The following is a 24,898-nucleotide window of genomic DNA, read 5'->3' on the forward strand; positions in this document are numbered from 1 at the left end:
CGAAATATGTAATTAATACTGAATAGAGACTTATCAGTGCTTTTCATTCAGCCGGAGTGAAGCAGGCCGGTCGCCAGCCCGATCACTACCGGCGCCACCCCGACCGCCAGGAACGCAGGCAGAAAACAGAGTCCGACCGGTGCGGTGATCAGCACGCCTGCCCGCTGGGCACGCGCCACAGCCGCGCTCGCCCGCTCTGCCCGCATCGCCTCGGCAAGCCGCGCCACCGGCTCCGCCGCCGGAGCTCCGGTCGATCCCGCCCGGTCCAGGCAACGGGACAGCGCACCGGCGCCCGGTATCTCCCCGAACCGCCCCCAGGCCACCGCCGGTTCACCGCCGAGCCGGATCTCCGCCGCCGTCCGTGCCAGACGCACGCCGACCGGCCCGCCCAGCGACTCCCCCACCGCCTCCGCCGCCTCCCGGGGCCCGGCTCCGGCCGAAATGCAGGCCGCCAAGAGATCTGCTGCCAGCGGGAGTTGACGTACGACCTCAGCCGTCTCCGCAGCGCCGGCACCCTGTTCGCCGCTGCGCCGGGCCCGCTGCCACCGCCGGGCGCCGTACGCCCCCGCCAGCCCGGCCACGCACCCCAACAGGCCGCCGACCAGGACCACGCCCGTCGCCACAGCCCCCAGCGGCGCGATCCACTCCTTGGCTGCCCTGCCGGAAACCGCGCGCCCGGGCCGGGGCTTCTCCGCGCCGATCGCCATCAGCACCGCACCCCGACGGCGTACCAGCCGCCTCCGCCGCCGCCCCGACAGGACGAGAGCCAGATACAGGACCACGCCCAGAACCGCCCACACCGCCGCCACCAGGTAGGCGGCTTCGCCGATGACCCCGTTCATGCCGCCTCCCCCGCCCGTACGATCCGTCCGGCCCAGCAGAGCCCGGCAGCCTCCAGCAACCCACCTGCCACCAGACAGACCAGCCCGGCCGGCGTGTGCAGCAGCACCCCCAGCGGATCTGCTCCGAGCGCCGCACCCAGTCCCAGCCCAAGCACCGGCAGCAGCGCGAGCACGGCCACCGTCGACCAGGCACCCGCCAGTTGGGCCCGTAACTCCTCGCGTCTGCGTCGCTCGGACCGCAGCGCGCCCTCCAGACGGTCCAGCCCCGCCGCGAGCCCGGCCCCGCCGTCCACCGCCACCCGCCAGCAGGCCGCAACCCCGGCAAGCCCGTCCAGACCCGGCTCCCGTGCCGCCTGCCCGAGCGCCCCCGGCACATCGCCACCGAACCGCGCCGCAGCGGACACACCGGCCTCCGCCGCTCCCATCACCCCGGTCCCGCGGACAGCGACGAGCAGCGCCTGCCCCGGCTCGTGTCCGGCCCGCAAATCACCCACGACTGCGCCGCACAGCGCCACCACCCCATCGGCGCGGCGTTCCCGCTCCCGCGTCAGGGCCTGTTTCCGCAGCCACCGCCGCACCAGCGGCACCGCGACCGCCCCGGCCAGCACCGGAAGCACCGACTCCCCCAGCACAGCGATGGCCAGCGCCACCGGCAGACAGAGCCATTCCCGCCGCTCCCGCAACCGCGCCTGGAACCACGCCCGAATCCACTCCCAGCGCGCGCGCAGTGGCGACTCCACCACGCCGTCGACGAACAGCACCCGGGCTCTCCGCCGCCCCTGGTCCTGCGCCACTGCCAACCAGGCCGCCACCGCGACGCACAAGGCCGCCGCGCAGCCCGCACCCGCCGACAGCCCCGGCGTCGCACCGCCGCTCACAGCGCGCCCCCGATCAGCGACCGCAGCCGCTCCCAGCCCCGCTCCCGCACGAATCCGCCGGCGCCCCAGCGCAGCGCCGGCACGGTCACCACCAGCCCGGCCGTGTCCCGCTCCAGGACCTGCACCTCGGCGATCCGCCGCTGCCCGGCCCGGTCCCGTACGAGATGGACCACCACCGACAGCGCCGCCGCCAACTGGCTGTGAAGTGCCGTCCGGTCCAGCCCCGCCGCCGTCCCCAGCGCCTCAAGGCGGGCTGGGACGTGCTCGGCAGCATTGGCGTGAACCGTCCCGCAGCCGCCCTCGTGTCCGGTATTCAGCGCGGCCAGCAGTTCGGTGACCTCGGCACCCCGCACCTCCCCGACGACCAGCCGGTCGGGCCGCATCCGCAGCGCCTGCCGCACCAGGTCCCGAAGGGTCACCCGGCCCGCCCCCCTCCTGATTGGCGGGGCGCGACTCCAGACGCACCACGTGCGGATGGTCCGGCCGCAGCTCCGCCGAATCCTCGGCGAGCACGATGCGCTCACGCTCCCCGACCGCACCCAGCAGACTCGACAGGAGGGTCGTCTTCCCTGCTCCCGTCCCCCCGCTGATCAGATACGAGACCCGGGCGTCCACCAGGGCCCGCAGCACCCGGTCGCCGCCCGGTGGCACCGTCCCAGCCGCGACCAGTTCCGTCAGCGAGAAGGCCCTGGGGCGTACCACCCGCAGCGACAGACACGTCGAGCCGACGGACACCGGCGGCAGCACGGCGTGCATACGGGTGCCGTCCGGAAGCCGTGCGTCCACCCAGGGCCGGGCGTCGTCGAGCCGCCGCCCCGCCACGGCCGCCAGCCGCTGCGCCAGCCTGCGCACCGCGGCAGCGTCCGGGAACGTCACCCCGGTGAGTTCGAGCCCGCCGCCCCGGTCCACCCACACCCGATCCGGCGCACAGACCAGCACATCCGTCACCGCGGGGTCGGAAAGTAGCGGTTCCAGCACCCCGGTCCCGACCAGCTCGCCGCGCAACTCATCGGCCGCACCGAGCACTTCGGCATCGCCGAGCAGCCGCCCCTGGGCACGCAGCGCGGCCGCGACCCCGGCCGGGGTCGGCGCCGCGCCGCTCTGCGCCAGCCGCTGCCGTACGGCGTCGAGCAGCTTCTCCGTCATGACGCACCCCCAGCGGTGCGGTTCCCAACGCCCTCCGGGACGAGCGCCCGCTCCCAGAAGGCCGTGCAGAACCTGGCCAGTGGACCGCGCGCACTGCCGCCGGGCGGTGCCCCGCCGTCCTGGGCCGCCAGCAGCCCGGCGTCGAGCGGGAGTTCACCAGCAAGCGGCAGCCCAAGCGCTTGTGCTACCCACCGTTCGTCGAGGCCCGCCGCGTACGGACCGCGCGCCACCACCCGCAGGTCGTCCAGGACCATTCCGGCCATCGACGCCACCCGCTTCGCCGCCGCGACCGCTCGAAGCTCCCCGGGGACCACCAACAGCCCGAGGTCCAGCTGTGCGAGCGCCTCGGCGACCGCCTCGTCGACCCGGCGCGGCAGATCGACGACGACCACCCCGCCGAGCCTGCGCGCGGCGGCCAGCACAGCCTGTATGGCCGGCGGCGGGATCACCACCCAGTCGTCGCGGCCCCAGCTGAGCACCCGCAAACCGTGCAGTGCGGGCAGCGACTCCTCCAGCGCGCCTCCGCCGACCCGCCCCTTGGAATGGGCGAAATCCGGCCACCTCATTCCCTCGGTCCGCTCGCCTCCGAGCAGCACATCGATGCCCCCGCCGAGCGGGTCACCATCGATCAGCATGGTCCGCCGCCCGGCCCTGGCCGCCGTCACCGCGAGGGCGCAGGCCAGTGTGGACGCGCCGGAGCCGCCCCGCCCGCCGATCACCCCGACGGTGAGCGCCGGCCGACCCACACCTTCCGCCGCATTGGCGATCTGGTCGACGAGCCAACCCTCAGAGTCGGGCAGCCTCAGCACATATTCGGCCCCGATCTCCACGGCGCGGCGCCAGACGTCCGGGACATCCTGGTCCCGGCCGACGAGCATCACACCACGCCTGCGCGCCACCCCGCGGCACCGCTGGGCGGCGTCGTCGCCCACGAGAACCATCGGGGCCTGCTCCCAGCTGCCTCTGCGCTCGGGCAGCGAGTGATGAACTTCCGGTTCCGCTCCGGCGGCAGCGCACAGCCGCAGCAGATCGTCGAGGAGTTCCACATCCTCGGTCACGATCAGCGGTCCGCCCCGCCGCACTTCGGCGCTCGGCAGACGATCCCGTGCGTTGGATTCAGCCACGATCCCCACCCCCTTCTCACTGCACCTTCATCGCAGTTCGCGCTGATCTCGGAGCGTTCCGGGATCAGCGATTCCACAACCCGCGGACTTCGCGGCTGGAATCACCGTGCAGCGCTTCGGGAAATCGTGTGGATCTTGCTCAAAAACTGTGGACAACTCCACCGTTGTGAATAACTCGGTCACTCATACCGGCGACTTCCGGAGAGCAGCCCTTCCGCTACGCACCGTGACGGGTCACGATGGTGAGAGACGGGGGCAAGAAGCGGGCCGTCGTAGCCGAAATGGAGGCGGAATCCTTGATTCCGAACCGCAGAAATGGGTCCGGACATGCGACGACCCCCGCCGGGGGGGAGAGCGGGGGTCGTCCCCACGGCCGACTCGGGGGGGGAGGAGCCGGACCGGGTTAGCACGGTCGCGAACGATCCGTGACTTCCATGGTGTACCCGAGAGCCTTCTCAGGCAAACCCACGCGCCAGAGTTTACGCCGAATGGTGGGCCCCTATGCTCTGCCTTGTGGAAAACCGCTTCTTGCCGCGCACAGCAGCCTTCTTCGACCTGGACAAGACGGTCATTGCGAAGTCTTCGACACTGACCTTCAGCAAGTCCTTCTACCAAGGCGGGCTGATCAACCGCCGCGCTGTACTGCGCACTGCGTACGCACAGTTCGTGTTCCTCGCCGGGGGTGCAGATCACGACCAGATGGAGCGGATGCGGGAATATCTCTCCGCGCTCTGCAAGGGTTGGAACGTACGGCAAGTGAAGGAAATCGTTGCCGAGACCCTGCACGATCTGATCGACCCGATCATCTACGACGAAGCGGCGACGCTCATCGAGGAGCACCACACCGCCGGACGCGATGTGGTGATCGTCTCGACCTCGGGCGCCGAGGTCGTCGAACCGATCGGCGAGTTGCTCGGCGCCGACCGAGTCGTCGCCACCCGAATGGTCGTCGGCGACGACGGCTGCTTCACCGGCGAAGTGGAGTACTACGCGTACGGACCGACGAAGGCCGAGGCGATCAAGGCGCTCGCAGTGTCGGAGGGGTACGACCTCTCGCGTTGCTACGCCTACAGCGATTCGGCGACCGATGTACCGATGCTGGAATCGGTCGGACACCCGCACGCAGTGAATCCGGACCGCGCTCTGCGGCGCGAGGCGGTCCTCCGCGAGTGGCCGGTTCTCGTCTTCGACCGACCGGTCCGGCTCAAGCAGCGACTGCCCGCCTTCACGATGCCGCCGCGTCCCGCGCTGGTCGCGGCGGCGGCGGTGGGCGCGGCCGCCGTCACGGCGGGGCTGGTCTGGTACACCTCCCGCCGCCGCTCCACCGCTCCCTCCGCCTGACGCACGAGCCGGGCGGCACCCCGACGCCTTGAAGTCGCCACCCGACCCGGCCAATGAGGCCGGACGAGGCAACCGTCGCGGCCCAATTCACCGGCTGAACCGAGTTGTCCAACTCGCCCGTAATTGAACCTAAAAGTAAAGAAGTACGGCCAGCACTACCGCTCACACCGACCCTGGAGTACAAAGGACTCAACGGCCCGCGAGACCAAGGACGTCCGAGAGGATTACCTGTAACGCAGAGAAGGCCCCACGGACCGAGCATGAAAACCGAGCACCCACGCGACGTCGACCCGTCGATTACGGGCCAGCCGCACCAGGGAACGGGCAAAGTCCCCGACCTGATGGGCACATATCGAGGACGCATGGTAACTGGGTAGACATGCCAGCGGCGGTACCGAGGACGGTACCGCCGCAACCCTTGTATCGGGCCGTGAAGTTGCCCCGGTGAAGTCACCGCGACGTCACCCTTGGCCCGGTGAAATCACCGCGCTGGAGTTGCGCCCCTTCGGTTATGCGGTGAAGTTTCACGGCTGACGATTCAGCCCGTCGCACCCGGCACGGCGAAGCCGCCACCTCGCTACGCGGCGCCGCGCTGCAGCGCCTCGCACACTGCCGTCGATTCCCTGACTCCCAGTTCCACAGCGCGCCCGCAGTGCGCGATCCAGGCCGCCATCCCGTCCGGCGTCCCCGAAAGATAGCCATCGAACGCCGCGATGTACGCCGCCCGGCCCTGCTCGGCGTGCCCCACCTCGGCGGGGCAGATCGATTTGGGGTCGAGCCCGCTCCCGATCAGCACGATCCGCCCGGCGGTCCGCGCGACGAGGCCGTTGTACGAACCGAAGGGGCGCAGGGCCAGCAGTTCACCGTGCACAACCGCCGCCGTCACCAACGCGGGCGCCGAAGTGCCCGAAAGGATCAATCCAGAGAGCCCTTCCAGCCGTCCGGCCACCTCGTCGGCGTCCGGCAGCGGCGCTTCGATCAGCGGTTCGTCCACGGGTTCGCCCGTCAGCCGCGGCCGGCCGACAGCGTCCTCGGGTTCGGCGCCGCCGGCCGCAACCAGATGCAGCCGCGCCAGAACACGCAAGGGCGACTGCCGCCAGATGGAGAGCAGTTGGCCCGCTTCGGCGGTCAGCCTCAGGGCCGCTCCGATCACATGCGCCTCACCGCCTCCGCTGAAGTCGGTGCGTCGGCGCACCTCCTCCAGGTTCCAGTCGGCCCCGGCCAGCGCCGCCGAGCCACGGGCGCCGCGCAGTGCCGCTTCGGCGGTGACCTCGTTGCTGCGGCGCCGCATGACACGGTGACCGTAAACGCGGTCGACAGCCTTGCGTACGGAGTCCACCGCGTCGGCGACTCCCGGCAGGGCGCCCAGGGCGGCGAGCGGATCAGAGGCAGGCGTACTCATAGGTAGCGAGGCTACGCGCACCCCGCTCCAATACCACCCGGGAGTGGCCTTCTTCACGAAGTGTGACAGCAGACCGCGATCACCCCGCTACCCTAGGTGAACATGAAGATCGCTTTCGTAGGGAAGGGCGGCAGCGGCAAGACCACGCTGTCCTCGCTCTTCATCCGCCACCTTGCCGCCAATGAAGCCCATGTCGTCGCGGTGGACGCCGACATCAACCAGCACCTCGGGGTCGCGCTCGGCCTCGACGACCAGGAAGCCGCGACGCTCCCCGCCATGGGAGCCCAGTTGCCTCTGATCAAGGAGTATCTGCGCGGCAACAATCCCCGTATCGCCTCCATCGAGATGATGATCAAGACGACTCCGCCCGGCGAGGGTTCGCGACTGCTGCGGGTACGTGAGGACAACCCGATCTACGACGCGTGCGCCCGTACGGTCCGGCTCGACGACGGGGAGATCCGGCTGATGGCCACCGGGCCGTTCACCGAGTCGGATCTGGGCGTGGCGTGCTACCACTCCAAGGTCGGTGCGGTCGAGCTCTGCCTCAACCATCTCGTCGACGGCCCCGACGACTATGTCGTCGTTGACATGACAGCGGGATCGGACTCCTTCGCTTCCGGGATGTTCACCCGTTTCGACATGACGTTCCTGGTCGCCGAGCCGACCCGCAAGGGGGTCTCGGTATACCGCCAGTACAAGGAGTACGCGCGGAACTTCGGGGTCGCGCTGAAGGTCATCGGCAACAAAGTGCAGGGCGAGGACGATCTGGACTTCCTGCGCGCCGAGGTGGGCGACGACCTGCTGGTCACCGTCGGGCACTCCGACTGGGTACGGGCTATGGAGAAGGGCCGACCCGCCCGCTTCGAGCTGTTGGAGGCGGACAACCGGATGGCTCTACAGGCGCTGCAGAACGCCGCGGAGGATTCGTACGAGCAGCGGGACTGGGAGCGATACACGCGGCAGATGGTGCACTTCCATCTGAAGAACGCGGAGAGCTGGGGCAATGAGAAGACGGGCGCCGACCTGGCCGCCCAGGTCGACCCCGCCTTCGTGCTCGACGAGCGGTACGTACAGGACGGCGCCGCCCAGCCAGCCTGACGGTCGCCTCAGCCAACCCGGTCCGTCGCCTCAACCAACCCGGTCGGTCGGCCCAGCCAATCCGGTCGGTCGGCACCCCGGCCGGGAGGATGCGTTCGTTCCGCCGGGGTGCCGTTGCACACTCGAGCGCCGGTTCACAGCAGAATTAGTCCGCAGCCGAAGGACGCTCAGCTCGGTGGCCGTGCGCGGCCGCCGAGCACCGTCAACGGGTGCTGTCACCGAGCCGGCGACCGGACTGCTCTTCGCCGGATCCGGCGTGAGCCTTGCCGGCCCCCGATGTCCGGCCCGCTTCCGCCGCCGAGCCTTCGGCTCCACCGAGGAACTCCGTCCAGCCCTTCGCCGGGGCCTGGCCGACGTCGAGCGTGCCGAGCTTCGCCAGCGTTGCCGGGTCCTGCACGTCGAGCCAATCGGCCAGTAGCCGGAAGGACACGCAGCAGACGCCCTTCTTGGTGCAGACCGTCGCGTTGGTTCAGACCGTCGCGATGGTCTCCTCGACGGCGCGCATGTACGTGCCGCCGTTCCAGGACTCGAAGTGGTTTCCGATGATCAGTGGTGCGCGGTTCCGCCGTACGCACGGTCGAAGGCCTGAATCAGGCCGTCGCGCATCTGGTTGCCCCAGTACTCGTGCCGGCCCGGGTCGCCCTGTGTCGTACCGGACTGGTTGAACATGAAGGTGTAGTCCATCGAGAGGGTCTCGAACTTCCGCCCCGGGACGGGAACGAGCTACATCGAGAGGTCCCGGATACCGTCCTTCTTTTTTGGCCAGACCTGGTTGTTGACTCCGCTGGAGTCGTAACGGAAGCCCATCGTCCGCGCTGTGGCGGCCGTGTTCTTCTGCCCCTCCAGACATGGGGTACGGCCGCCGATGAGCTCCTTGTCGGAGTCGAGAGGAAGCGGCTTCTCGTCCTTGAGGCCGGAGTCATTGCTCTTCCAGCTCTTCACAAAGGACTTGGCCTGGTCGATCTCGCTCTTCCACTGGTCGACGGGCCAGGTGCCGACGCCGCCCTCGGGGCCGCAGAAGTGGCCGTTGAAGTGGGTGCCGATCTCGTCGCCGTCCTCCCAGGCGCCACGCACCTGGGTGATGGTGTTCCGGATTCCCTCGGTGTCGTTGAAGCCGGTGTCGGAGCTGCCGGCGTTGTGCTTCGGTGGGTCGTAGAGCTCCCGTTTGCCTTTCGGCAGCATGTACACGCCACTGAGACGTCATGTTCGCGTGATACTTCCTTCCGACCTCACGGAAGTGGGAGAACAGCCTCTGCCTGTCCTCCCCTGCGCCGTCCCACGAGAACACCACGAACTGCGGGGGCATTTTCCCAGGCACCAGACGCTGCGCCACGGGTTGCTTCGGCTGGCTGCCCGTGAAGGCGGTGGAGCAGTCGCCGATCAGCCGGAACACGCTCTTGGGCGCAGCTCGATAGGCGTGCTTCTTCGCTCCGGCGTCCCGGTTCGCGGCGCCTGACCCGGCGGCTCCGGTCCTGGATTCCGAACCGGAGGAGCAGCCGGCCACCGCGACCAGCGCAACAGCCACGACACCCAGGGCGGCCCGTCCGGCGGCGGTTCTCTTCGCGACAGCCAGCATCCACCCACCCTCTCCCTTGCATCCAATTCGCGTCGAGGTGCCGACACGGCGCGGCCAAGGTCGCATGCGGCTCTGCCGGAATCAGCACGACAGTCCATATGAAAAGCTGCCTATTCACTTGGTTGGGTGGTTGACCGGGCCATTTGACCTCAAGCATGGACATAAATCTTTACTCTCCATTACGATCTGTTTACCGAGAGTTGAGAAATCCCGCCGCTGCAAGCCGTGACCCACGGCCGCGTCCCCCACGTTCCGCGACCGCGCTGCCCCGGAGGAGACGGGAACATGTCTGCCTGCGTACCCACTCGTCATGACCGCCCACCCCGCAATTCGCGCCCACCCCGCACCTGGGGAATCAAACGACCACACAGCCCGCCACCGCCGCGTCGCGGCGGACGATTCCGCATCGCGGGCGCCGACCTGTCCGCCTCGATCACGGTCTTCCTGCTCGCCGTCCCCATGTCGCTCGGCCTCGCCGTCGCCATGGACGCCCCGCTGGAGGCCGGCCTCATCTCCGCCGCCATCGGTGGCATCGTCGCCGGGCTGCTCGGCGGCACACCCCTCCAGGTCAGCGGCCCGTCCGCCGGACTGACCGTGGTCACAGCCGAGTTGATCCAGATCTACGGCTGGCGTACCACCTGCGCGATCACCATCGGCGCCGGACTGCTGCAGATCCTGTTGGGCTCACTGCGGGCAGCGCGCAGCGCCCTCGCCGTCAGCCCCGCCATCGTGCACGGCACCCTCGCCGGAATCGGCGTGGCCATCGCGCTCGCCCAGCTGCACATCGTGCTCGGCGGCTCGCCCCAGAGTTCAGCAGTCGCCAACACTGTCGCCCTTCCAGGCCTGTTGGGGCGGGTGAGCCCAGCCGCACCTCTGATCGGCGTGCTGACCATCGCCGTCCTGGTCCTGTGGCCGCGGATTCCTGGGCGGGTCGGCCGGGTAGTACGGCGGATTCCGGCCGCCCTCGCCGCAGTGGTGACCGCGACGGCGGTGGCCGCGCTCGCCGCGCCCGGGATCGCCCGGGTCGAACTGCCGTCCTGGCGCTCCCACGCACTGCCCGAGATGCCGCAAGGCCCCGTACTCGCCCTGGCCACCGCTGTGTTCACGGTGATGCTGGTGGCCAGTCTGGAGTCCCTGCTCGCCGCGGTGGCCGTGGACAAGCTGTCGGCCGACCGCGCCGGCGAGCGAACGGCCGCCCGGTCACAGGTCGGCCCGCCCTCGGCGTCCGCGTCGGTATCGGTACCGGTACCGGTACCGGTACCGGCATCGGCATCGGCATCGGCATCGGCATCGGCGCCACCCCTGTCGGCACCGCCGTCCCCGTCAACCCCGCCCGTCAGACGTTCCGATCTTGACCGTGAGCTGCGCGCCCAGGGCATCGCCAACACCCTGTCCGGGCTGGTGGGCGGGCTGGCGGTGTCCGGCGGTGCGGTGCGCAGCTCGGCAAATGTGCGGGCAGGGGCGACGGGCCGCGCCTCCACCGTGCTGCACGGCGTCTGGATGGTTCTCGCCACCGGGCTGCTGGTCACCGTCCTGGAGTGGATCCCGCTGGCCGCCCTCGCCGCGCTGGTCATGATGGTCGGCATCAAGATGGTGAGCTTCGCCCACATCCGCAGTGTCCATAAACACCGGGAATTCCTGGTGTACGGGGCGACGATCACCGGCGTGGTCCTCTTCGGTGTGCTCAAGGGTGTGGTGATCGGCATCGCAGCGGCGGTGGCCGTGGCACTGCACCGGCTGGCCCGGACCAGGATCACCGTGACTGATCAGGGTGAACAGCATCTGATCGTCGTACGGGGCCAGTTGACGTTTCTCGCAGTGCCTCGGCTCAGTCGGACGCTCGGGCAGTTGCCGCAGGGCGGGGATGTCGTCGTCGAGCTGGACGGCTTCTTCATGGACCATGCGGCGTACGAGACGATCCAGGACTGGAGCCTTGCCCAGAAGGCCCACGGCGGCAGGGTCGTCTTTACCGGCAGGTCAGGTGGCCGGATCGCCGAGCCCGCCTCGTCGGCGCACTCCTGTTGCCGTCCCTGGACGCCGTGGCGGAACCATCACTGCCACGAGCCCGAGCAGACGCCCGAGACCCGCCAGGGCCCCGGCGCCCCCTTCAGCGGCACCCGCACCAGCCTGGACCCCACCCCGGGCACGAGCTCATTTCCCAGCACCGTCGACGTCCACGGCTCCGACTCCGACTCCGCCCCTGGTGTCGGTCCCGCCTCCGGCCCCGGAGCCCGCAACACTCACGACCCGGCCACCCCGCCCGCCGCCGCCCCACGCCGGAGCAGCGGCAACCGCCTGGCCAGTGGCCTGAGTTCGTTCCAGCGCAACACCGCCCCGCTGGTGCGGGAGGAGTTGGCCCGGCTGGCTCGCGAGGGTCAGCGCCCCTCCCAGCTCTTCATCACCTGCGCGGACTCCCGCCTGGTCACCAGCATGATCACGGCGAGTGGCCCGGGCGACCTGTTCACCGTGCGGAACATCGGCAATCTGGTGCCCCTGCCGGATGCCGATTCGGGTGACGACTCGGTGGGTGCCGCGATCGAGTACGCGGTGGATGTGCTGAAGGTGGAGTCCATCACCGTGTGCGGGCACTCCGGCTGCGGCGCGATGCAGGCGCTGCTCGACGCCGAGCCCGCCCCGGACACTCGGCAGACGTCCCTGTGGCGCTGGCTGAGACACGGGCTGCCGAGCCTGGAACGGATGGCGTCCCGGCATCACGCCTGGGCACGGATCTCCGGTCGGCTGCCGACCGATGCGGTGGAGCAACTCTGCCTCACCAATGTGGTCCAGCAGTTGGACCATCTGCGGGCCCATAAATCGGTGGCCCGGCGGCTCTCCGAGGGCACGCTCCACCTGCACGGGATGTACTTCCATGTGGGCGAAGCGCAGGCCTATCTGCTGACCGAGGGCGCGAGTGCCGGACTTGCGCTCGACGAGGTCTTCGACCGCGTGGACCCGGGCGACACCCCCGGCAACGCTCCGGCCCAGCCGGCGGCCGAATCCGAGGACCCGGTCGAACCCCACGCCCTTGCCGACGTCCACGCCTCGGCCGCCTCCCATGTCACCGGCGACGACGGCACCCCCGGGCCCACCACCGCCCCGGGAGGTCCCTCCGCCCCGGGCGATCCTTCGGGTTCGAGCGAGTTGGAACGTACTGGCGTCTGAACCGTATTCGCCCGCGGTCCGTGAGACCTTGTGGCCCCGCCTCCGCAACGCACCGTGTCACTCCGCAACGCACCGTGTCGCTCGACCCCGCGCTGGTCGGCACGGCGTCGCATCGCGTCAGCCATACGGGGAGGCGGGACCGTGTCTCCATGCACGCACATACACGAGACACAGGTCTAAACCAATTTCGGGCAGACACTTGTCACCCGGCCTTTGGCCTGATGAGCTATGCCCCGGGACACAACGGACACCCTGGGAATGGGAGATGTCGTGAGCAACGAAAGCTTGGCCAATCTGCTTCGTGAGGAGCGGCGGTTTGCACCGCCTGCCGATCTGGCCGCGAACGCCAACGTCAAAGCGGAGGCGTACGAGCAGGCCGAGGCGGACCGGCTGGGCTTCTGGGCCGAGCAGGCCCGTCGCCTGACCTGGGCCACGGAGCCGACCGAAACGCTCGACTGGAGCAACCCGCCCTTCGCGAAGTGGTTCGCGGATGGCAAGCTGAACGTCGCGTACAACTGCGTGGACCGCCATGTCGAGGCCGGCCATGGTGACCGGGTCGCCATCCACTTCGAGGGCGAGCCCGGCGACAGTCGCGCGATCACTTACGCCGACCTCAAGGACGAGGTCTGCCGGGCCGCGAACGCGCTCATCGAGCTCGGTGTCGGCAAGGGCGACCGGGTCGCCGTCTATCTGCCGATGATCCCCGAGGCCGCCATCGCGATGCTGGCCTGCGCCCGCATCGGCGCCGCGCATTCGGTGGTCTTCGGCGGCTTCTCCGCCGACGCCATCGCCGCCCGTATCCAGGACGTCGACGCCAAGGTCGTGATCACCAGCGACGGTGGCTACCGCCGGGGCAAGCCGTCCGCGCTCAAGCCCGCCGTGGACGACGCCGTCTCCCGTATCGACAGCATCGAGCATGTCCTGGTGGTACGGCGCACCGGCCAGGACACCGCGTGGACCGAGGGCCGCGACGTCTGGTGGCACGAGATCACCGGCCGGCAGTCCGCCGAGCACACCCCCGAGGCGTTCGAGGCGGAGCAGCCGCTCTTCGTCCTGTACACCTCCGGCACCACGGGTAAGCCGAAGGGCATCCTGCACACCTCCGGTGGCTACCTCACGCAGGTCGCGTACACCCACCACGCGGTCTTCGACCTCAAGCCGGAGACCGACGTCTTCTGGTGCACCGCCGACATCGGCTGGGTGACCGGCCACTCGTACATCGTCTACGGCCCGCTGGCCAACGGCGCGACGCAGGTCATGTACGAGGGCACGCCCGACACCCCGCACCAGGGGCGCTTCTGGGAGATCGTGCAGAAGTACGGCGTCACGATCCTCTACACCGCGCCGACCGCGATCCGTACGTTCATGAAGTGGGGTGACGACATCCCCGCCAAGTTCGACCTGAGCAGCCTTCGGGTCCTCGGTTCGGTCGGTGAGCCGATCAACCCCGAGGCGTGGATGTGGTATCGCAAGCACATCGGCGCCGACAAGTGCCCGATCGTGGACACCTGGTGGCAGACCGAGACCGGCGCGATGATGATCGCGCCGCTGCCGGGCGTGACGGAGACCAAGCCGGGAAGCGCCCAGCGCGCCCTGCCCGGCATCTCCGCCACGGTCGTCGACGACGAGGCCAACGAGGTTCCGAACGGCGGGGGCGGCTACCTCGTCCTCACCGAGCCGTGGCCGTCGATGCTCCGCACCATCTGGGGTGACGACCAGCGTTTCATCGACACCTACTGGTCGCGCTTCGAAGGCAAGTACTTCGCGGGCGACGGCGCCAAGAAGGACGAGGACGGAGACATCTGGCTGCTCGGCCGGGTCGACGACGTGATGCTCGTGTCCGGGCACAACATCTCGACCACCGAGGTCGAGTCGGCGCTCGTGTCGCATCCATCGGTCGCCGAGGCCGCCGTGGTCGGTGCCGCCGACGAGACGACCGGCCAGGCCATCGTGGCGTTCGTGATACTGCGCGGTACGGCCACGGCCTCCGACGAGCTCGTCGTGGAGCTGCGCAACCACGTCGGCGCCACGCTCGGCCCGATCGCCAAGCCGAAGCGGATCCTGCCGGTTGCCGAGCTGCCGAAGACCCGCTCGGGCAAGATCATGCGGCGTCTGTTGCGTGACGTCGCCGAGAACCGCGAGCTGGGCGATGTCACGACGCTCACCGACTCCTCGGTGATGGACCTCATCCAGACCCAGCTGCCGTCCTCCTCCTCCGAGGACTGAGCCCAGGCTCGCTCCTCCGAGGGCCGAGCGCAGGTTCCGCCTCCGGCGCGACTGCAAGGGACCGACCCGCGGTGAGCGCGTCCCCGAGGGGCATCCGGCAACGCGCCGGGTGCTCCTCGGACATTTAAGGTGAAGATCACCGGATACAGCGCCGCACACCCCGGGTACAGTGGCAGCGGCATCAACAAAGCAATAAGAAATCTCCACAGGGTGTGCCGGGAAGTCTGGTCGGCAAGTGCATCAGCCATGCCATCGCTGCCGTACCGACCCGGAGGTCCTCACCCGTGGCCGCGCCCACCCCCGCACCCCCTTCCTCTTCGTCCCGCCGTACCTTTCTCGGGCGTCTGTCCCTCCCCGAGCGGAACTACCTCGCGGATGCCCTGCGCACCGAGACCGTCGGCGGCGTCATCCTGCTGGTCGCCGCAGTAGCGGCCCTGGTGTGGGCGAACACTTTCGGTTCCAGTTACGCGGCCGTCAGCGACTTCCACTTCGGTCCCGGTTCGCTGGGCCTCAACCTCTCCGTGGAGCACTGGGCGGCGGACGGGCTGCTCGCGGTCTTCTTCTTCGTCGCGGGCGTCGAACTGAAGCGGGAACTGGTCGCGGGCGAATTGCGCGATCCCAAGGCGGCCGCACTCCCCGTCGTCGCCGCGCTGTGCGGAATGGCGGTTCCGGCCGTCGTCTACACGCTCGTGGCCGTGGCCGGCGGTGGTTCCACGGGCGGCTGGGCCGTCCCCACCGCCACCGACATCGCCTTCGCCCTCGCCGTCCTCGCAGTCATCGGGACCTCGCTGCCGAACGCGCTGCGCGCCTTCCTGCTGACCCTCGCCGTCGTCGACGACCTCTTCGCGATCCTGATCATCGCGGTCTTCTTCACCGAGAAGATCAACTTCATGGCGCTCATCGGCGCCTTCATCGGCCTGGCCGTCTTCTATCTGCTGCTGCGCAGGAATGTGCGCGGCTGGTACATCTACGTACCACTCGCCCTGGTCATCTGGGGCCTGATGTACAACAGCGGCATCCACGCCACCATCGCCGGTGTCGCCATGGGCCTGATGCTCCGCTGCACGCGGCGGGACGGCGAGACCCACTCCCCCGGCGAGCGCATCGAGCACCTGATCCGTCCACTGTCGGCCGGTGTCGCCGTACCGCTGTTCGCCCTCCTCTCCGCCGGGGTGTCCCTCTCCGGCGGCGCGCTGGCGGACGTCTTCACCCGGCCCGAGACGCTCGGTGTCGTCCTGGGACTCGTCGTCGGCAAGACGGTAGGCGTCTTCGGCGGTACGTGGCTGGCCACCCGCTTCACCAAGGCGGAGCTGAACAAGGACCTGGCCTGGGCGGATGTCTTCGCGGTCGCCTCGCTCGCCGGGATCGGCTTCACCGTCTCCCTGCTCATCGGCGAGCTGGCCTTCGTCGGCGACGAGGGCATGATCAACGAGATCAAGGCTGCCGTGCTGCTCGGCTCCCTCACAGCCGCCGTACTCTCCGGTGCACTGCTCAAACTCCGGGTACGCAGATACCGGACGCTGTTCGAGGAGGAGGAGCGCGACGAGGACGAGGACGGCGTGCCCGACGTCTACGAACAGGACGACCCGGAGTACCACCTGCGAATGGCCGCGATCTACGAGAAGAAGGCGGCCGAGCACCGCCGCCTTGCCCAACTGGCGGGGGCAGCGAGCGTCGAGCCGGACAGTCCGGCATGATCTGACACCAGATGTGTTGAGCAGGAGAGCAGAAGAGGGAGTCAGGGATGAGCGACCCCGGCAGCAACGCGGGCAGCACCGACCGCAGTCTCGGACAGCTGGTCGCCGCGGCGACGGCCGAGATGTCCGCACTGGTGCACGACGAGATCGCCCTGGCCAAGGCCGAGGTACGGCAGGACGTCAGGCGCGGCGTCACCGGGAGTGCGGCGTTCGTCATCGCGGGCGTGCTGGTTCTGTTCGCGATCCCGGTGCTGAGCTTCGCGGCGGCGTACGGAATCCACAACCTGGGACTCGGCCTCGCGTGGTCGTTCCTGATCGTGGGCGCGGCGTTCATCGTGCTGGGGGTGTTGCTCGCGCTGTACGCCATCGCCAAGTTCAAGAAGGTGAAGCCGCCGGAGAAGTCCATCGCTTCGGCCAAGCAGACGGCGGCCGTGCTGCAGGGCGTCAAGCCTCACCCGCGGCCCGCCGTCACGGCGGGGCCGAGCCGTCCGGCCGTCGTGGGCAGCACACTGGCGGACAAGGCTCTGGAGAAGTCTCCGGTCCAGGACAAGGCGTCCGCTGTGGCACGCTCGTCCACATGACGGTCCCCGATTCCAGCGCATCCGACCCAGAAGGCCCGGAAGGCTCAGAAGGCCCGGAAAGCCCAGTTGGCCCGGAAGATCAGGTAAGCCAAGTAAGTCAGGTAGATCAGGCAAGCCAGGTGAGCCAGGCAGGCCCGGACGACTTCAGCGCGCCCCGGTCACATGGTTCACCCGCCCCGGCAGGCGTGGCGGGCCAGGCGGGCGCGGCCGGTCCGATGGGCGCGGCCTGTGCCGGTGGGCCCGTGCGGATCGACGGGCCGTGGACCCACCGGGACGTGGCGGCCAACGGCGCCCGCTTCCACATCGCCGAGCTCGGCGAGGGGCCGCTGGTGCTGCTGCTGCACGGCTTTCCGCAGTTCTGGTGGACCTGGCGCCATCAGCTCACCGCACTCGCCGACGCCGGTTTCCGCGCCGTGGCGATGGATCTGCGTGGCGTCGGCGGCAGCGACCGCACGCCCCGGGGTTACGACCCCGCCAACCTGGCACTCGACATCACCGGCGTCATCCGCTCGCTCGGCGAACCGGACGCAGCGCTGGTCGGCCATGACATGGGCGGTTACCTCGCCTGGACGGCCGCGGTGATGCGGCCGAAGCTGGTGCGCCGCCTCGTGGTCTCCTCGATGCCGCATCCACGCCGCTGGCGCTCGTCGATGCTCTCCGACTTCGCGCAGTCCCGGGCGGGCTCGTTCGTCTGGGGTTTCCAGCGCCCGTGGGTGCCGGAGCGTCAGCTCGTCGCGGACGACGCGGCGTTGGTGGGCCGGCTGATCCGTGACTGGTCGGGCCCCCGCACGCCGGAGTTCCCCGGCCACGCCGCGATCGACGTCTACCGCCGCGCGATGTGCATTCCGTCGACGGCGCACTGCTCGATCGAGCCGTACCGCTGGATGGTCCGCTCTTTGGCCCGTCCGGACGGAATCCAGTTCAACCGGCGGATGAAGCGGCCCGTGCGGGTGCCCACACTGCACCTGCACGGTTCACTCGATCCGGCGATCCGTACGCGGAGCGCGGCGGGGTCCGGCGAGTACGTCGAAGCGCCGTACCGTTGGCGACTTTTCGACGGTCTGGGACACTTCCCGCACGAGGAGGATCCGGCCGGCTTCTCGGCCGAACTCATCAACTGGCTCAAGGATCCTGAGCCCGACCGGTAGCCGTGCGGCACAGCTGTCCGACGAACAGCCAATTGCCCGGCGCATAAGCCAATTGGCTGGCGGACGGGCGGTTACCGACCATGAGGCACGGGCAGACGTCGGGGTATGGGCTGGACGCACGACTTCGGTGACGCAGCACGCAACCGTCGCTCGACCGCCACGGCGGGTCCGAGCACTCATGAGGGGGGCGGCCCCCAGGGCCGGGTGCAAGATATGCATGTTCTGCATGATCCCCGGCTCGGTATCCCGCGCATTCTGCGCCGCCGGGCCCGCTGGGTCTCGGCGCGACTGCGCCATCCACGCGGATGAGGTCCGCCCCGCCCGGCCGGTGAGCGTTCACCGGCCGGGCGGGACTTCCACCGCTCTTCCCCGGCTGCCACCGGTCAGTACGCGTGGATCGTCGGCGCACACCCCGTACGCCTGAAGCGACCCCACCGAGCAAGTGGGGTCGCTCGGTGCGACCGCGCGCGCCTAGAGCGCGCACGCCTGGCTGTCGACCTGCTGGTTGGCGGAGCGGCCGTGCGCGATGTCCTGACGGATCTCGTCGGCCGTCAGCGCGTAACCGGTGTCCCGGTCGTCGCGCGACTTCGCGAAGACGACCCCGTACACCTTGCCGTCGGGCGTCAGCAGCGGTCCGCCCGAGTTTCCCTGACGGACCGTCGCGAAGAGCGAGTACACATCGCGGCGGACGGTGCCCCGGTGGTAGATGTCCGGGCCGTCGGCGTCGATACGGCCCCGGACGCGCGCGGCGCGTACGTCGTACGAGCCGTTCTCCGGGAAGCCCGCGACGATGGCGCTGTTCCCGGTCCGGGCGTCGTGATCGGTGTCGGTGAACTTCAGCGGCTTCGCGTCGAGGTCCGGGACGTCGAGTACGGCGATGTCGCGCTGCCAGTCGTAGAGGACGACCTTCGCGTCGTAGAGCCGTCCCTGGCCGCCGATCTGGACGGTCGGCTCGTCGACGCCGCCGACGACATGGGCGTTGGTCATCACCCGGCGGTCGGAGAAGACGAAGCCGGTGCCTTCGAGGACCTTGCCGCAGCTCGGGGCCGTACCGACGACCTTGACGATGGACTCCTTGGCGCGGGCCGCGACGGGGCTGCCGACCAGCGCCGGGTCCGGCGCTCTGACCTCGGTGATCGGCTCGTCGGCGAAGGGGCTGAAGACCTGCGGGAAGCCGTTCTGCGCGAGGACCGAGGAGAAGTCCGTGAACCAGGTGGAGGCCTGGGTGGGCATCACGCGGGAGATGCCGAGCAGGACCGAGGAGCTACGGACCTCCTTGCCCAGCGTCGGCAGTGAGGTACCGGCCAGTGCCGAGCCGATCAGCCAGGCGACCAGCAGCATCGCGACCACGTTCACCAGGGCGCCGCCGGTGGCATCGAGGGCGCGCGCGGGCGACCACGTGATGTACCTGCGGAGCTTGTTTCCCAGGTGGGTGGTGAATGCCTGCCCCACCGAGGCGCAGACGATCACGATGATGACGGCGACGACGGCTGCCGTCGATGAGACCTCGGAACCGTTCGTCAGCTGGTCCCACAGGACCGGCAGCAGATAGACGGCGACGAGACCGCCGCCCAGGAACCCGATCACCGACAGGATGCCGACGACGAACCCCTGGCGATAGCCGATGACCGCGAACCACACGGCGCCGGCCAGCAGCAGGATGTCCAGCACGTTCACCGTCTATAGCCTCGCAGATTCGTCACCGGGCCCGGGCCTTCGGCTGGGTCCGGCACGGCCGGACAGCACAGCACGGGAGTCAGCCTGTCATGCGCGCCAGTCGAGCGGCACCTGCTTGGCGGTGTCCCACGGGCGCTCCCAGCCCGCGAAGTGCAGAATCCGGTCGATCACTCCGGCCGTGAAACCCCAGACCAGGGCGGATTCGACCAGAAACGCCGGGCCTCGGTGACCGCTCGGATGGACCGTGGTCGCGCGGTTGGCCGGATCCGTGAGATCCGCCACGGGAACGGTGAAGACCCGCGCGGTCTCACCCGGATCGACGACGCCGACCGGGCTCGGCGACCGCCACCAGCCGAGAACCGGTGTCACGACGAAGCCGCTCACGGGGATGTAGAGCCGGGGCAGCACGGCGAAGAGCTGGACCCCGCTCGGATCGAGGCCGGTCTCCTCCTGGGCTTCCCGCAGAGCGGCCCTGAGCGGCCCTGTGGTCGCCTGGTCACCGTCCTCCGGGTCCAGGGCGCCGCCGGGGAAGGACGGCTGCCCAGCGTGGGAACGCAGGCTTCCGGATCGCTCCATGAGAAGCAGTTCGGGGCCGCGCTCGCCCTCCCCGAACAGTACGAGTACGGCGGACTGCCGCCCTGCGCCGCTCTCGGGCGGAAGAAAGCGGCTGAGCTGGTCCGGCTCGATGGTCTGCGCGGCGCGGGCCACGGGCATGAGCCAGTCGGGCAGGCCCTCGCTCGTGACGGTGATGGCACCGTCGTGACCGGCGCCCGCCGGGGCGGCTGCGGCCGCTGCTGCTGCGACCGCAGCCGCGGGGCTGACGGACGCGGGGCCGCCCGTCGGGCGGTGGACCGCCACGGGATGCACCATCGCGGGTGAGGCTGCCGCTTCCGCGATCTGCTCGTGCGTGCTCTGCTCGTGCGTGCTCTGTTCGTGCGTCTTCATAGGCACCCCTCGTCTCACAACGCCTGTCGTCACGCATTTCGTTCCGGAGCGACCGCCCGTGCGTCAGTCGGCTCCCAGGGCCGGCGCGGACTTGCCCGGGTAGTCCGGCGGCGGACTCAGCCGCTGACCGGGCTGACCACCCATCTCGTACTTCAGCAGCTTCTTGGCCTTCTCCGGGTCCGTCTCGCCCTCCCCGTACGCGGGGCAGAGCGGGGCGATCGGGCACGCCCCGCAGGCGGGCTTGCGGGCGTGGCAGATGCGACGGCCGTGGAAGATCACACGGTGGGAGAGCATCGTCCACTCGCTCTTGGGGAAGATCGCGCCGATCTCGGCCTCGATCTTCTCCGGGGTCTCCTGTTCCGTCCACTTCCAGCGGTGGACCAGGCGCGCGAAATGGGTGTCGACGGTGATGCCCGGTACGCCGAAGGCGTTCCCGAGCACGACATTGGCGGTCTTGCGGCCGACCCCCGGCAGCGTGACGAGATCGGTGAGACGGCCCGGTACCTCGCCGCCGAATGTGTCCCTGATCGCCATGGAGAGACCTATCAGCGACTTGGTCTTGGCCCGGAAGAAGCCGGTCGGCCGGATGAGCGCTTCCAATTCCTCCGGAACGGCCGCCGCCATGTCCTCGGGGGTGGGGTAGGCGGCAAAGAGCGCGGGAGTGGTCTGATTGACCCTCAGGTCGGTGGTCTGGGCCGAAAGGACCGTGGCGACGAGAAGCTCGAAGGGGTTCCTGAAGTCCAGCTCGGGGTGGGCGTACGGGTACACCTCGGCGAGCTCACGGTTGATCCTGCGGGCGCGGCGGACCATCGCGCGGTGCGATTCCGGTTTCGCACCGGCTTTCACTCCGGGCTTTACGGACTTAGCAGACTTAACGGGCTTCACGGACATCGCGGGCTCCGCTCCGGAATTCACGGCTTTCGCTCCGGTTTTCCCTGGTTTCGCTCCGGCATTCGCGGGCTTCACGGTGGGCTTCGCCGGCTTCACGGTGGGCTTCGCGGGGGACTCCGATGAGGACTTCGCTCCGGTGGGCCCAGCTGCCGCCTTCGTCACGCTCTTCGCTCCGGTGGGCCCGGCTGCCGCCTTCGTCACGGACTTCGCTCCGACCTTCGGAGCCTGCCCGGCCAGAGGGCGTTTTGTCGCTTTTTTCGGGCGACTCGCACCCTGTTCGCCCACAGCGGAATCACGGCCTTCCGACACCCCATCAGCCCCCTTGGCCTGCACTCTCACCGGCGATTTGGACACCCGGCCAGCCTAGAGCCACGCACTGACATCCGCCCCGGTCACCGCGTATCCGCCCCCGATCGGCCCCCTGCCGCACGGTTCGGCACGTCCGTGCGTCAAACTGGTTTGTGATTGATCGCACTGTTTTACCGTCCGGCATGATGGGGACCACGGTTCCCTGAACAGGCCGACAAGGAGAGAACTCGTGGACGACGTTCTGCGGCGCGCCCCGCTTTTCGCGGCGCTCGATGATGAGCAGGCCGCGGAGCTCCGCGCCTCGATGAGTGAGGTGACCCTCGCACGCGGCGACGCGCTCTTCCACGAGGGCGACCCGGGCGACCGCCTCTATGTGGTCACCGAGGGCAAGGTGAAGCTCCACCGCACCTCGCCGGACGGGCGCGAGAACATGCTGGCGGTCCTCGGCCCCGGCGAGCTGATCGGTGAGCTGTCGCTCTTCGACCCGGGTCCCCGCACCGCGACCGCGACCGCGCTGACCGAGGTCAAGCTCCTCGGCCTCGGTCACGGCGACCTCCAGCCCTGGCTGAACGCCCGCCCCGAGGTGGCCACGGCCCTGCTGCGCGCCGTCGCCCGCCGGCTGCGCAAGACCAACGACCAGATGTCCGACCTGGTCTTCTCGGACGTACCGGGCCGTGTCGCCCGCGCCCTCCTCGACCTGTCGCGCCGCTTCGGCGTCCAGTCGGAGGAAGGCATCCATGTCGTCCACGACCTGACCCAGGAAGAGCTGGCCCAGCTGGTCGGCGCCTCCCGCGAGACGGTCAACAAGGCGCTCGCCGACTTCGCCGGACGCGGCTGGCTGCGCCTGGAGGCGCGCGCCGTGATCCTGCTGGACGTGGAGCGCCTGGCGAAGCGGTCCCGCTAGTCGGCCGACCGTCCCGGCGGCCGATCGGCCGCCGGGACGGGGCGCCGGACTGGACGCCGTCTCCGCACGGCAAGGCCCTGCTACGCGGCCCTGCCGTGCGGCAGGGCCGTGCGCGTACCCGTCCTGCCTAGATCAGCCCGTGCTCGCGCAGGTACTCCAGTTGCGCGAGCACCGAGAGTTCCGCCGCGGGCCACAGGGACCGGTCCACGTCCGCGTACACCTGCGCCACCACCTCCGAGGCCGTCCGGTGCCCCGCCTCGACCGCCGTCTCCACCTGGGCCAGCCGGTGCGCCCGGTGTGCGAGGTAGAACTCGACCGCGCCCTGCGCGTCATCCAGCACCGGGCCGTGCCCCGGCAGCACCGTGTGCACGCCGTCGTCGACAGTCAGCGAGCGCAGCCTCCGCAGCGAGTCCAGGTAATCGCCGAGCCGCCCGTCCGGATGCGCGACGACCGTCGTGCCGCGTCCGAGGATCGTGTCCCCCGTCAGCACCGCCCGGTCGGCCGGCAGGTGGAAGGAGAGCGAGTCCGCGGTGTGCCCCGGGGTCGGCACGACGCGCAGCTCCAGCCCCCCGGTGGTGATCACATCGCCCGCGGTCAGCCCCTCGTCACCGAGGCGCAGCGCCGGATCCAGGGCACGCACCTTCGTACGGGTCAGCTCGCCGAAGCGTGCCGCGCCCTCCGCGTGGTCGGGGTGCCCGTGGGTGAGCAGGGTGAGCGCGATCCGGCGGCCCGCCCGCTCGGCGGTGTCGATGACGGTTCGCAGATGTATGTCGTCCAGCGGCCCCGGATCGATGACGACCGCGAGGTCGGAGTCGGGCTCGGCGATGATCCAGGTGTTGGTGCCGTCCAGCGTCATCGGCGAGGCGTTGGGGGCCAGGACGTTGACGGTACGGGCGGTGGCGGGCCCGGACAGGACTCCGCCGCGTGGCTGTCCGGGCAGTGCGTGCGCGTCGCTCATCCCGCTTCGCCTCCCGTACCACCGGTACCGGCAGAGCCGCTCGGGATGTGCTTGGTGAACTCGTCGTGTCCCGGCCAGCTCAGCACCAACTCGTCACCCTCCAGCCGCGCCTGTGCGAGTACGGGGGTGAGGTCCTGGGAATCCGCCGCCTTCAGGGCCTCGGCGGCTGTCCTGTACGGCCTGAGCGCCCGCAGCGTCGACACGGTCGGCGGCATCATCAGCAGCTCGCCCCGGTCGTAGCCGTCGGCCGCCTCACCGGGACCGATCCACACCGTGCGGTCGGCCTCCGTGGAGGCGTTGCGGGTGCGCTGGCCCTCGGGGAGCGCGGCGGCGAAGAACCACGTGTCGTAGCGGCGCGGCTCGAACTCGGGGGTGATCCAGCGCGCCCAGGCGCCCAGCAGATCGGAGCGCAGCACCAGACCTCGCCGGTCCAGGAACTCCGCGAAGGACAGCTCGCGCGCGACCAGTGCCTCGCGATCGGCCTCCCAGTCGGCGCCGGTGATGTCGCTGACGACCGTGTCGGCGGTCGGGCCGGCGAGGAGGACGCCCGCCTCCTCGTACGTCTCACGGACCGCCGCGCAGACGATGGCCTGGGCCTCGGCCGGCGTATCGACGCCGAGCCGCGCGGCCCAGCTCTCCAGCGCGGGTCCGGACCAGCCGACGAGCCGGTCGTCGTCACGCGGGTCGACTCCGCCACCCGGATAGGCGTACGCGCCGCCGGCAAAGGCCATGGAAGCGCGGCGGCGCAGCATGTGGACCGCGGGGCCGCCCTCGGTGCCCGTGGCAGGGTCCCGGAGCAGCATCACGGTGGCGGCCCGCCTCGGGGTCGCGGCCGTCAGCTCGCCCGCGGCGAGTGCCCGGATCCGGTCGGGCCATTCCGGTGGGTACCACTGACCATTGGACATGGCCGGAGGCTATCCGGAACCGCGCCGATGTTCGAGAGGCATGTTGATCCGTACATGCCCCGTACACACATGATCCCGTCCGGTCGCC

18 protein-coding genes and 2 pseudogenes are annotated in these 24,898 nt (G+C 69.8%); 9 read left to right on the plus strand and 11 right to left on the minus strand.

Annotated elements, in window-relative coordinates; genetic code table 11:
* Nucleotides 1-47: 47 nt before the first annotated feature.
* The 4 genes and pseudogenes from ACFVV1_RS28750 to ssd all read right to left on the minus strand — a co-directional run bounded on the left by ACFVV1_RS28750 (nucleotide 48) and on the right by ssd (nucleotide 3,963).
* A complete protein-coding gene (locus tag ACFVV1_RS28750) occupies nucleotides 48-842 on the minus strand; it encodes a type II secretion system F family protein (protein WP_389994893.1) in 795 nt (264 codons plus the stop codon).
* Nucleotides 839-1,720 (minus strand): type II secretion system F family protein, encoded by an 882-nt coding sequence (locus tag ACFVV1_RS28755; RefSeq protein WP_389994896.1) that lies wholly within the window; start codon nucleotides 1,718-1,720, stop codon nucleotides 839-841. The genes ACFVV1_RS28750 and ACFVV1_RS28755 overlap by 4 nt, the downstream gene beginning before the upstream one ends.
* Nucleotides 1,717-2,866 (minus strand): annotated as a pseudogene (locus tag ACFVV1_RS28760) (TadA family conjugal transfer-associated ATPase). Before ACFVV1_RS28760 ends, ACFVV1_RS28755 begins: the two are co-directional and overlap by 4 nt.
* Entirely contained in the window at nucleotides 2,863-3,963 is a 1,101-nt protein-coding gene (gene ssd / locus ACFVV1_RS28765; protein ID WP_389994977.1) for a septum site-determining protein Ssd, read from the minus strand. The pseudogene ACFVV1_RS28760 and the gene ssd overlap by 4 nt, the downstream one beginning before the upstream one ends.
* A gap of 528 nt (nucleotides 3,964-4,491) precedes the next feature.
* Between ssd and ACFVV1_RS28770 the strand changes: the two genes are divergently transcribed.
* Nucleotides 4,492-5,331 (plus strand): HAD family hydrolase, encoded by an 840-nt coding sequence (locus ACFVV1_RS28770; protein ID WP_389994899.1) that lies wholly within the window; start codon nucleotides 4,492-4,494, stop codon nucleotides 5,329-5,331.
* A gap of 577 nt (nucleotides 5,332-5,908) precedes the next feature.
* Here the strand turns inward: ACFVV1_RS28770 and ACFVV1_RS28775 are convergent.
* Entirely contained in the window at nucleotides 5,909-6,733 is an 825-nt protein-coding gene (locus ACFVV1_RS28775; protein WP_389994901.1) for an oxidoreductase, read from the minus strand.
* A 102-nt stretch (nucleotides 6,734-6,835) separates the two neighbouring features.
* Between ACFVV1_RS28775 and ACFVV1_RS28780 the strand changes: the two genes are divergently transcribed.
* Nucleotides 6,836-7,831, plus strand: a complete 996-nt coding sequence (locus ACFVV1_RS28780; protein WP_389994903.1) for an ATP-binding protein — start codon at nucleotides 6,836-6,838, stop codon at nucleotides 7,829-7,831.
* A gap of 202 nt (nucleotides 7,832-8,033) precedes the next feature.
* Here the strand turns inward: ACFVV1_RS28780 and ACFVV1_RS28785 are convergent.
* Nucleotides 8,034-9,407: pseudogene (locus tag ACFVV1_RS28785) on the minus strand (hypothetical protein).
* A 285-nt stretch (nucleotides 9,408-9,692) separates the two neighbouring features.
* Between ACFVV1_RS28785 and ACFVV1_RS28790 the strand changes: the two are divergent.
* From ACFVV1_RS28790 to ACFVV1_RS28815, 6 genes are all read left to right on the plus strand, one after another.
* Nucleotides 9,693-12,569, plus strand: coding sequence for a bifunctional SulP family inorganic anion transporter/carbonic anhydrase (locus ACFVV1_RS28790; RefSeq protein ID WP_389994906.1), 2,877 nt, complete (start codon nucleotides 9,693-9,695; stop codon nucleotides 12,567-12,569).
* A gap of 228 nt (nucleotides 12,570-12,797) precedes the next feature.
* Nucleotides 12,798-14,795 carry an acetate--CoA ligase gene (gene acs / locus ACFVV1_RS28795; protein ID WP_389994908.1) on the plus strand — a complete coding sequence of 666 codons (1,998 nt, stop codon included), beginning with the start codon at nucleotides 12,798-12,800 and terminating at the stop codon, nucleotides 14,793-14,795.
* A gap of 284 nt (nucleotides 14,796-15,079) precedes the next feature.
* Nucleotides 15,080-16,492 carry a Na+/H+ antiporter NhaA gene (nhaA, locus tag ACFVV1_RS28800; RefSeq protein ID WP_389994911.1) on the plus strand — a complete coding sequence of 471 codons (1,413 nt, stop codon included), beginning with the start codon at nucleotides 15,080-15,082 and terminating at the stop codon, nucleotides 16,490-16,492.
* 47 nt (nucleotides 16,493-16,539) lie between these two features.
* Nucleotides 16,540-17,073 carry a phage holin family protein gene (locus ACFVV1_RS28805; RefSeq protein WP_389994913.1) on the plus strand — a complete coding sequence of 178 codons (534 nt, stop codon included), beginning with the start codon at nucleotides 16,540-16,542 and terminating at the stop codon, nucleotides 17,071-17,073.
* Nucleotides 17,070-18,221, plus strand: coding sequence for an alpha/beta fold hydrolase (locus ACFVV1_RS28810; RefSeq protein ID WP_389994916.1), 1,152 nt, complete (start codon nucleotides 17,070-17,072; stop codon nucleotides 18,219-18,221). Before ACFVV1_RS28805 ends, ACFVV1_RS28810 begins: the two co-directional genes overlap by 4 nt.
* A gap of 105 nt (nucleotides 18,222-18,326) precedes the next feature.
* Complete coding sequence (locus ACFVV1_RS28815) at nucleotides 18,327-18,530, plus strand: hypothetical protein (protein ID WP_266747039.1); 204 nt, start codon at nucleotides 18,327-18,329, stop codon at nucleotides 18,528-18,530.
* A 162-nt stretch (nucleotides 18,531-18,692) separates the two neighbouring features.
* Here ACFVV1_RS28815 and ACFVV1_RS28820 read toward each other — a convergent pair whose 3' ends face one another.
* The 3 genes from ACFVV1_RS28820 to nth form a co-directional block, all read right to left on the minus strand.
* Complete coding sequence (locus ACFVV1_RS28820; protein ID WP_389994919.1) at nucleotides 18,693-19,898, minus strand: MarP family serine protease; 1,206 nt, start codon at nucleotides 19,896-19,898, stop codon at nucleotides 18,693-18,695.
* An 87-nt stretch (nucleotides 19,899-19,985) separates the two neighbouring features.
* Nucleotides 19,986-20,843 (minus strand): NUDIX hydrolase, encoded by an 858-nt coding sequence (locus tag ACFVV1_RS28825; protein WP_389994921.1) that lies wholly within the window; start codon nucleotides 20,841-20,843, stop codon nucleotides 19,986-19,988.
* 63 nt (nucleotides 20,844-20,906) lie between these two features.
* Nucleotides 20,907-21,734 carry an endonuclease III gene (gene nth, locus ACFVV1_RS28830; protein WP_389994924.1) on the minus strand — a complete coding sequence of 276 codons (828 nt, stop codon included), beginning with the start codon at nucleotides 21,732-21,734 and terminating at the stop codon, nucleotides 20,907-20,909.
* 538 nt (nucleotides 21,735-22,272) lie between these two features.
* Between nth and ACFVV1_RS28835 the strand changes: the two genes are divergently transcribed.
* Nucleotides 22,273-22,947: a Crp/Fnr family transcriptional regulator gene (locus tag ACFVV1_RS28835; protein ID WP_014046869.1), complete on the plus strand. Its 675-nt coding sequence runs from the start codon at nucleotides 22,273-22,275 to the stop codon at nucleotides 22,945-22,947.
* A 127-nt stretch (nucleotides 22,948-23,074) separates the two neighbouring features.
* On the opposite strand, the gene ACFVV1_RS28840 is transcribed toward ACFVV1_RS28835, so the two are convergent.
* A complete protein-coding gene (locus ACFVV1_RS28840; protein WP_389994927.1) occupies nucleotides 23,075-23,905 on the minus strand; it encodes an MBL fold metallo-hydrolase in 831 nt (276 codons plus the stop codon).
* Nucleotides 23,902-24,810, minus strand: a complete 909-nt coding sequence (locus tag ACFVV1_RS28845; RefSeq protein ID WP_389994930.1) for an NUDIX hydrolase — start codon at nucleotides 24,808-24,810, stop codon at nucleotides 23,902-23,904. The genes ACFVV1_RS28840 and ACFVV1_RS28845 overlap by 4 nt, the downstream gene beginning before the upstream one ends.
* Nucleotides 24,811-24,898 lie beyond the last annotated feature (88 nt).

Origin of the sequence: Streptomyces sp. NPDC058092, from assembly GCF_042884935.1 — a bacterium.
Taxonomy (GTDB): Bacteria; Actinomycetota; Actinomycetes; order Streptomycetales; family Streptomycetaceae; genus Streptomyces.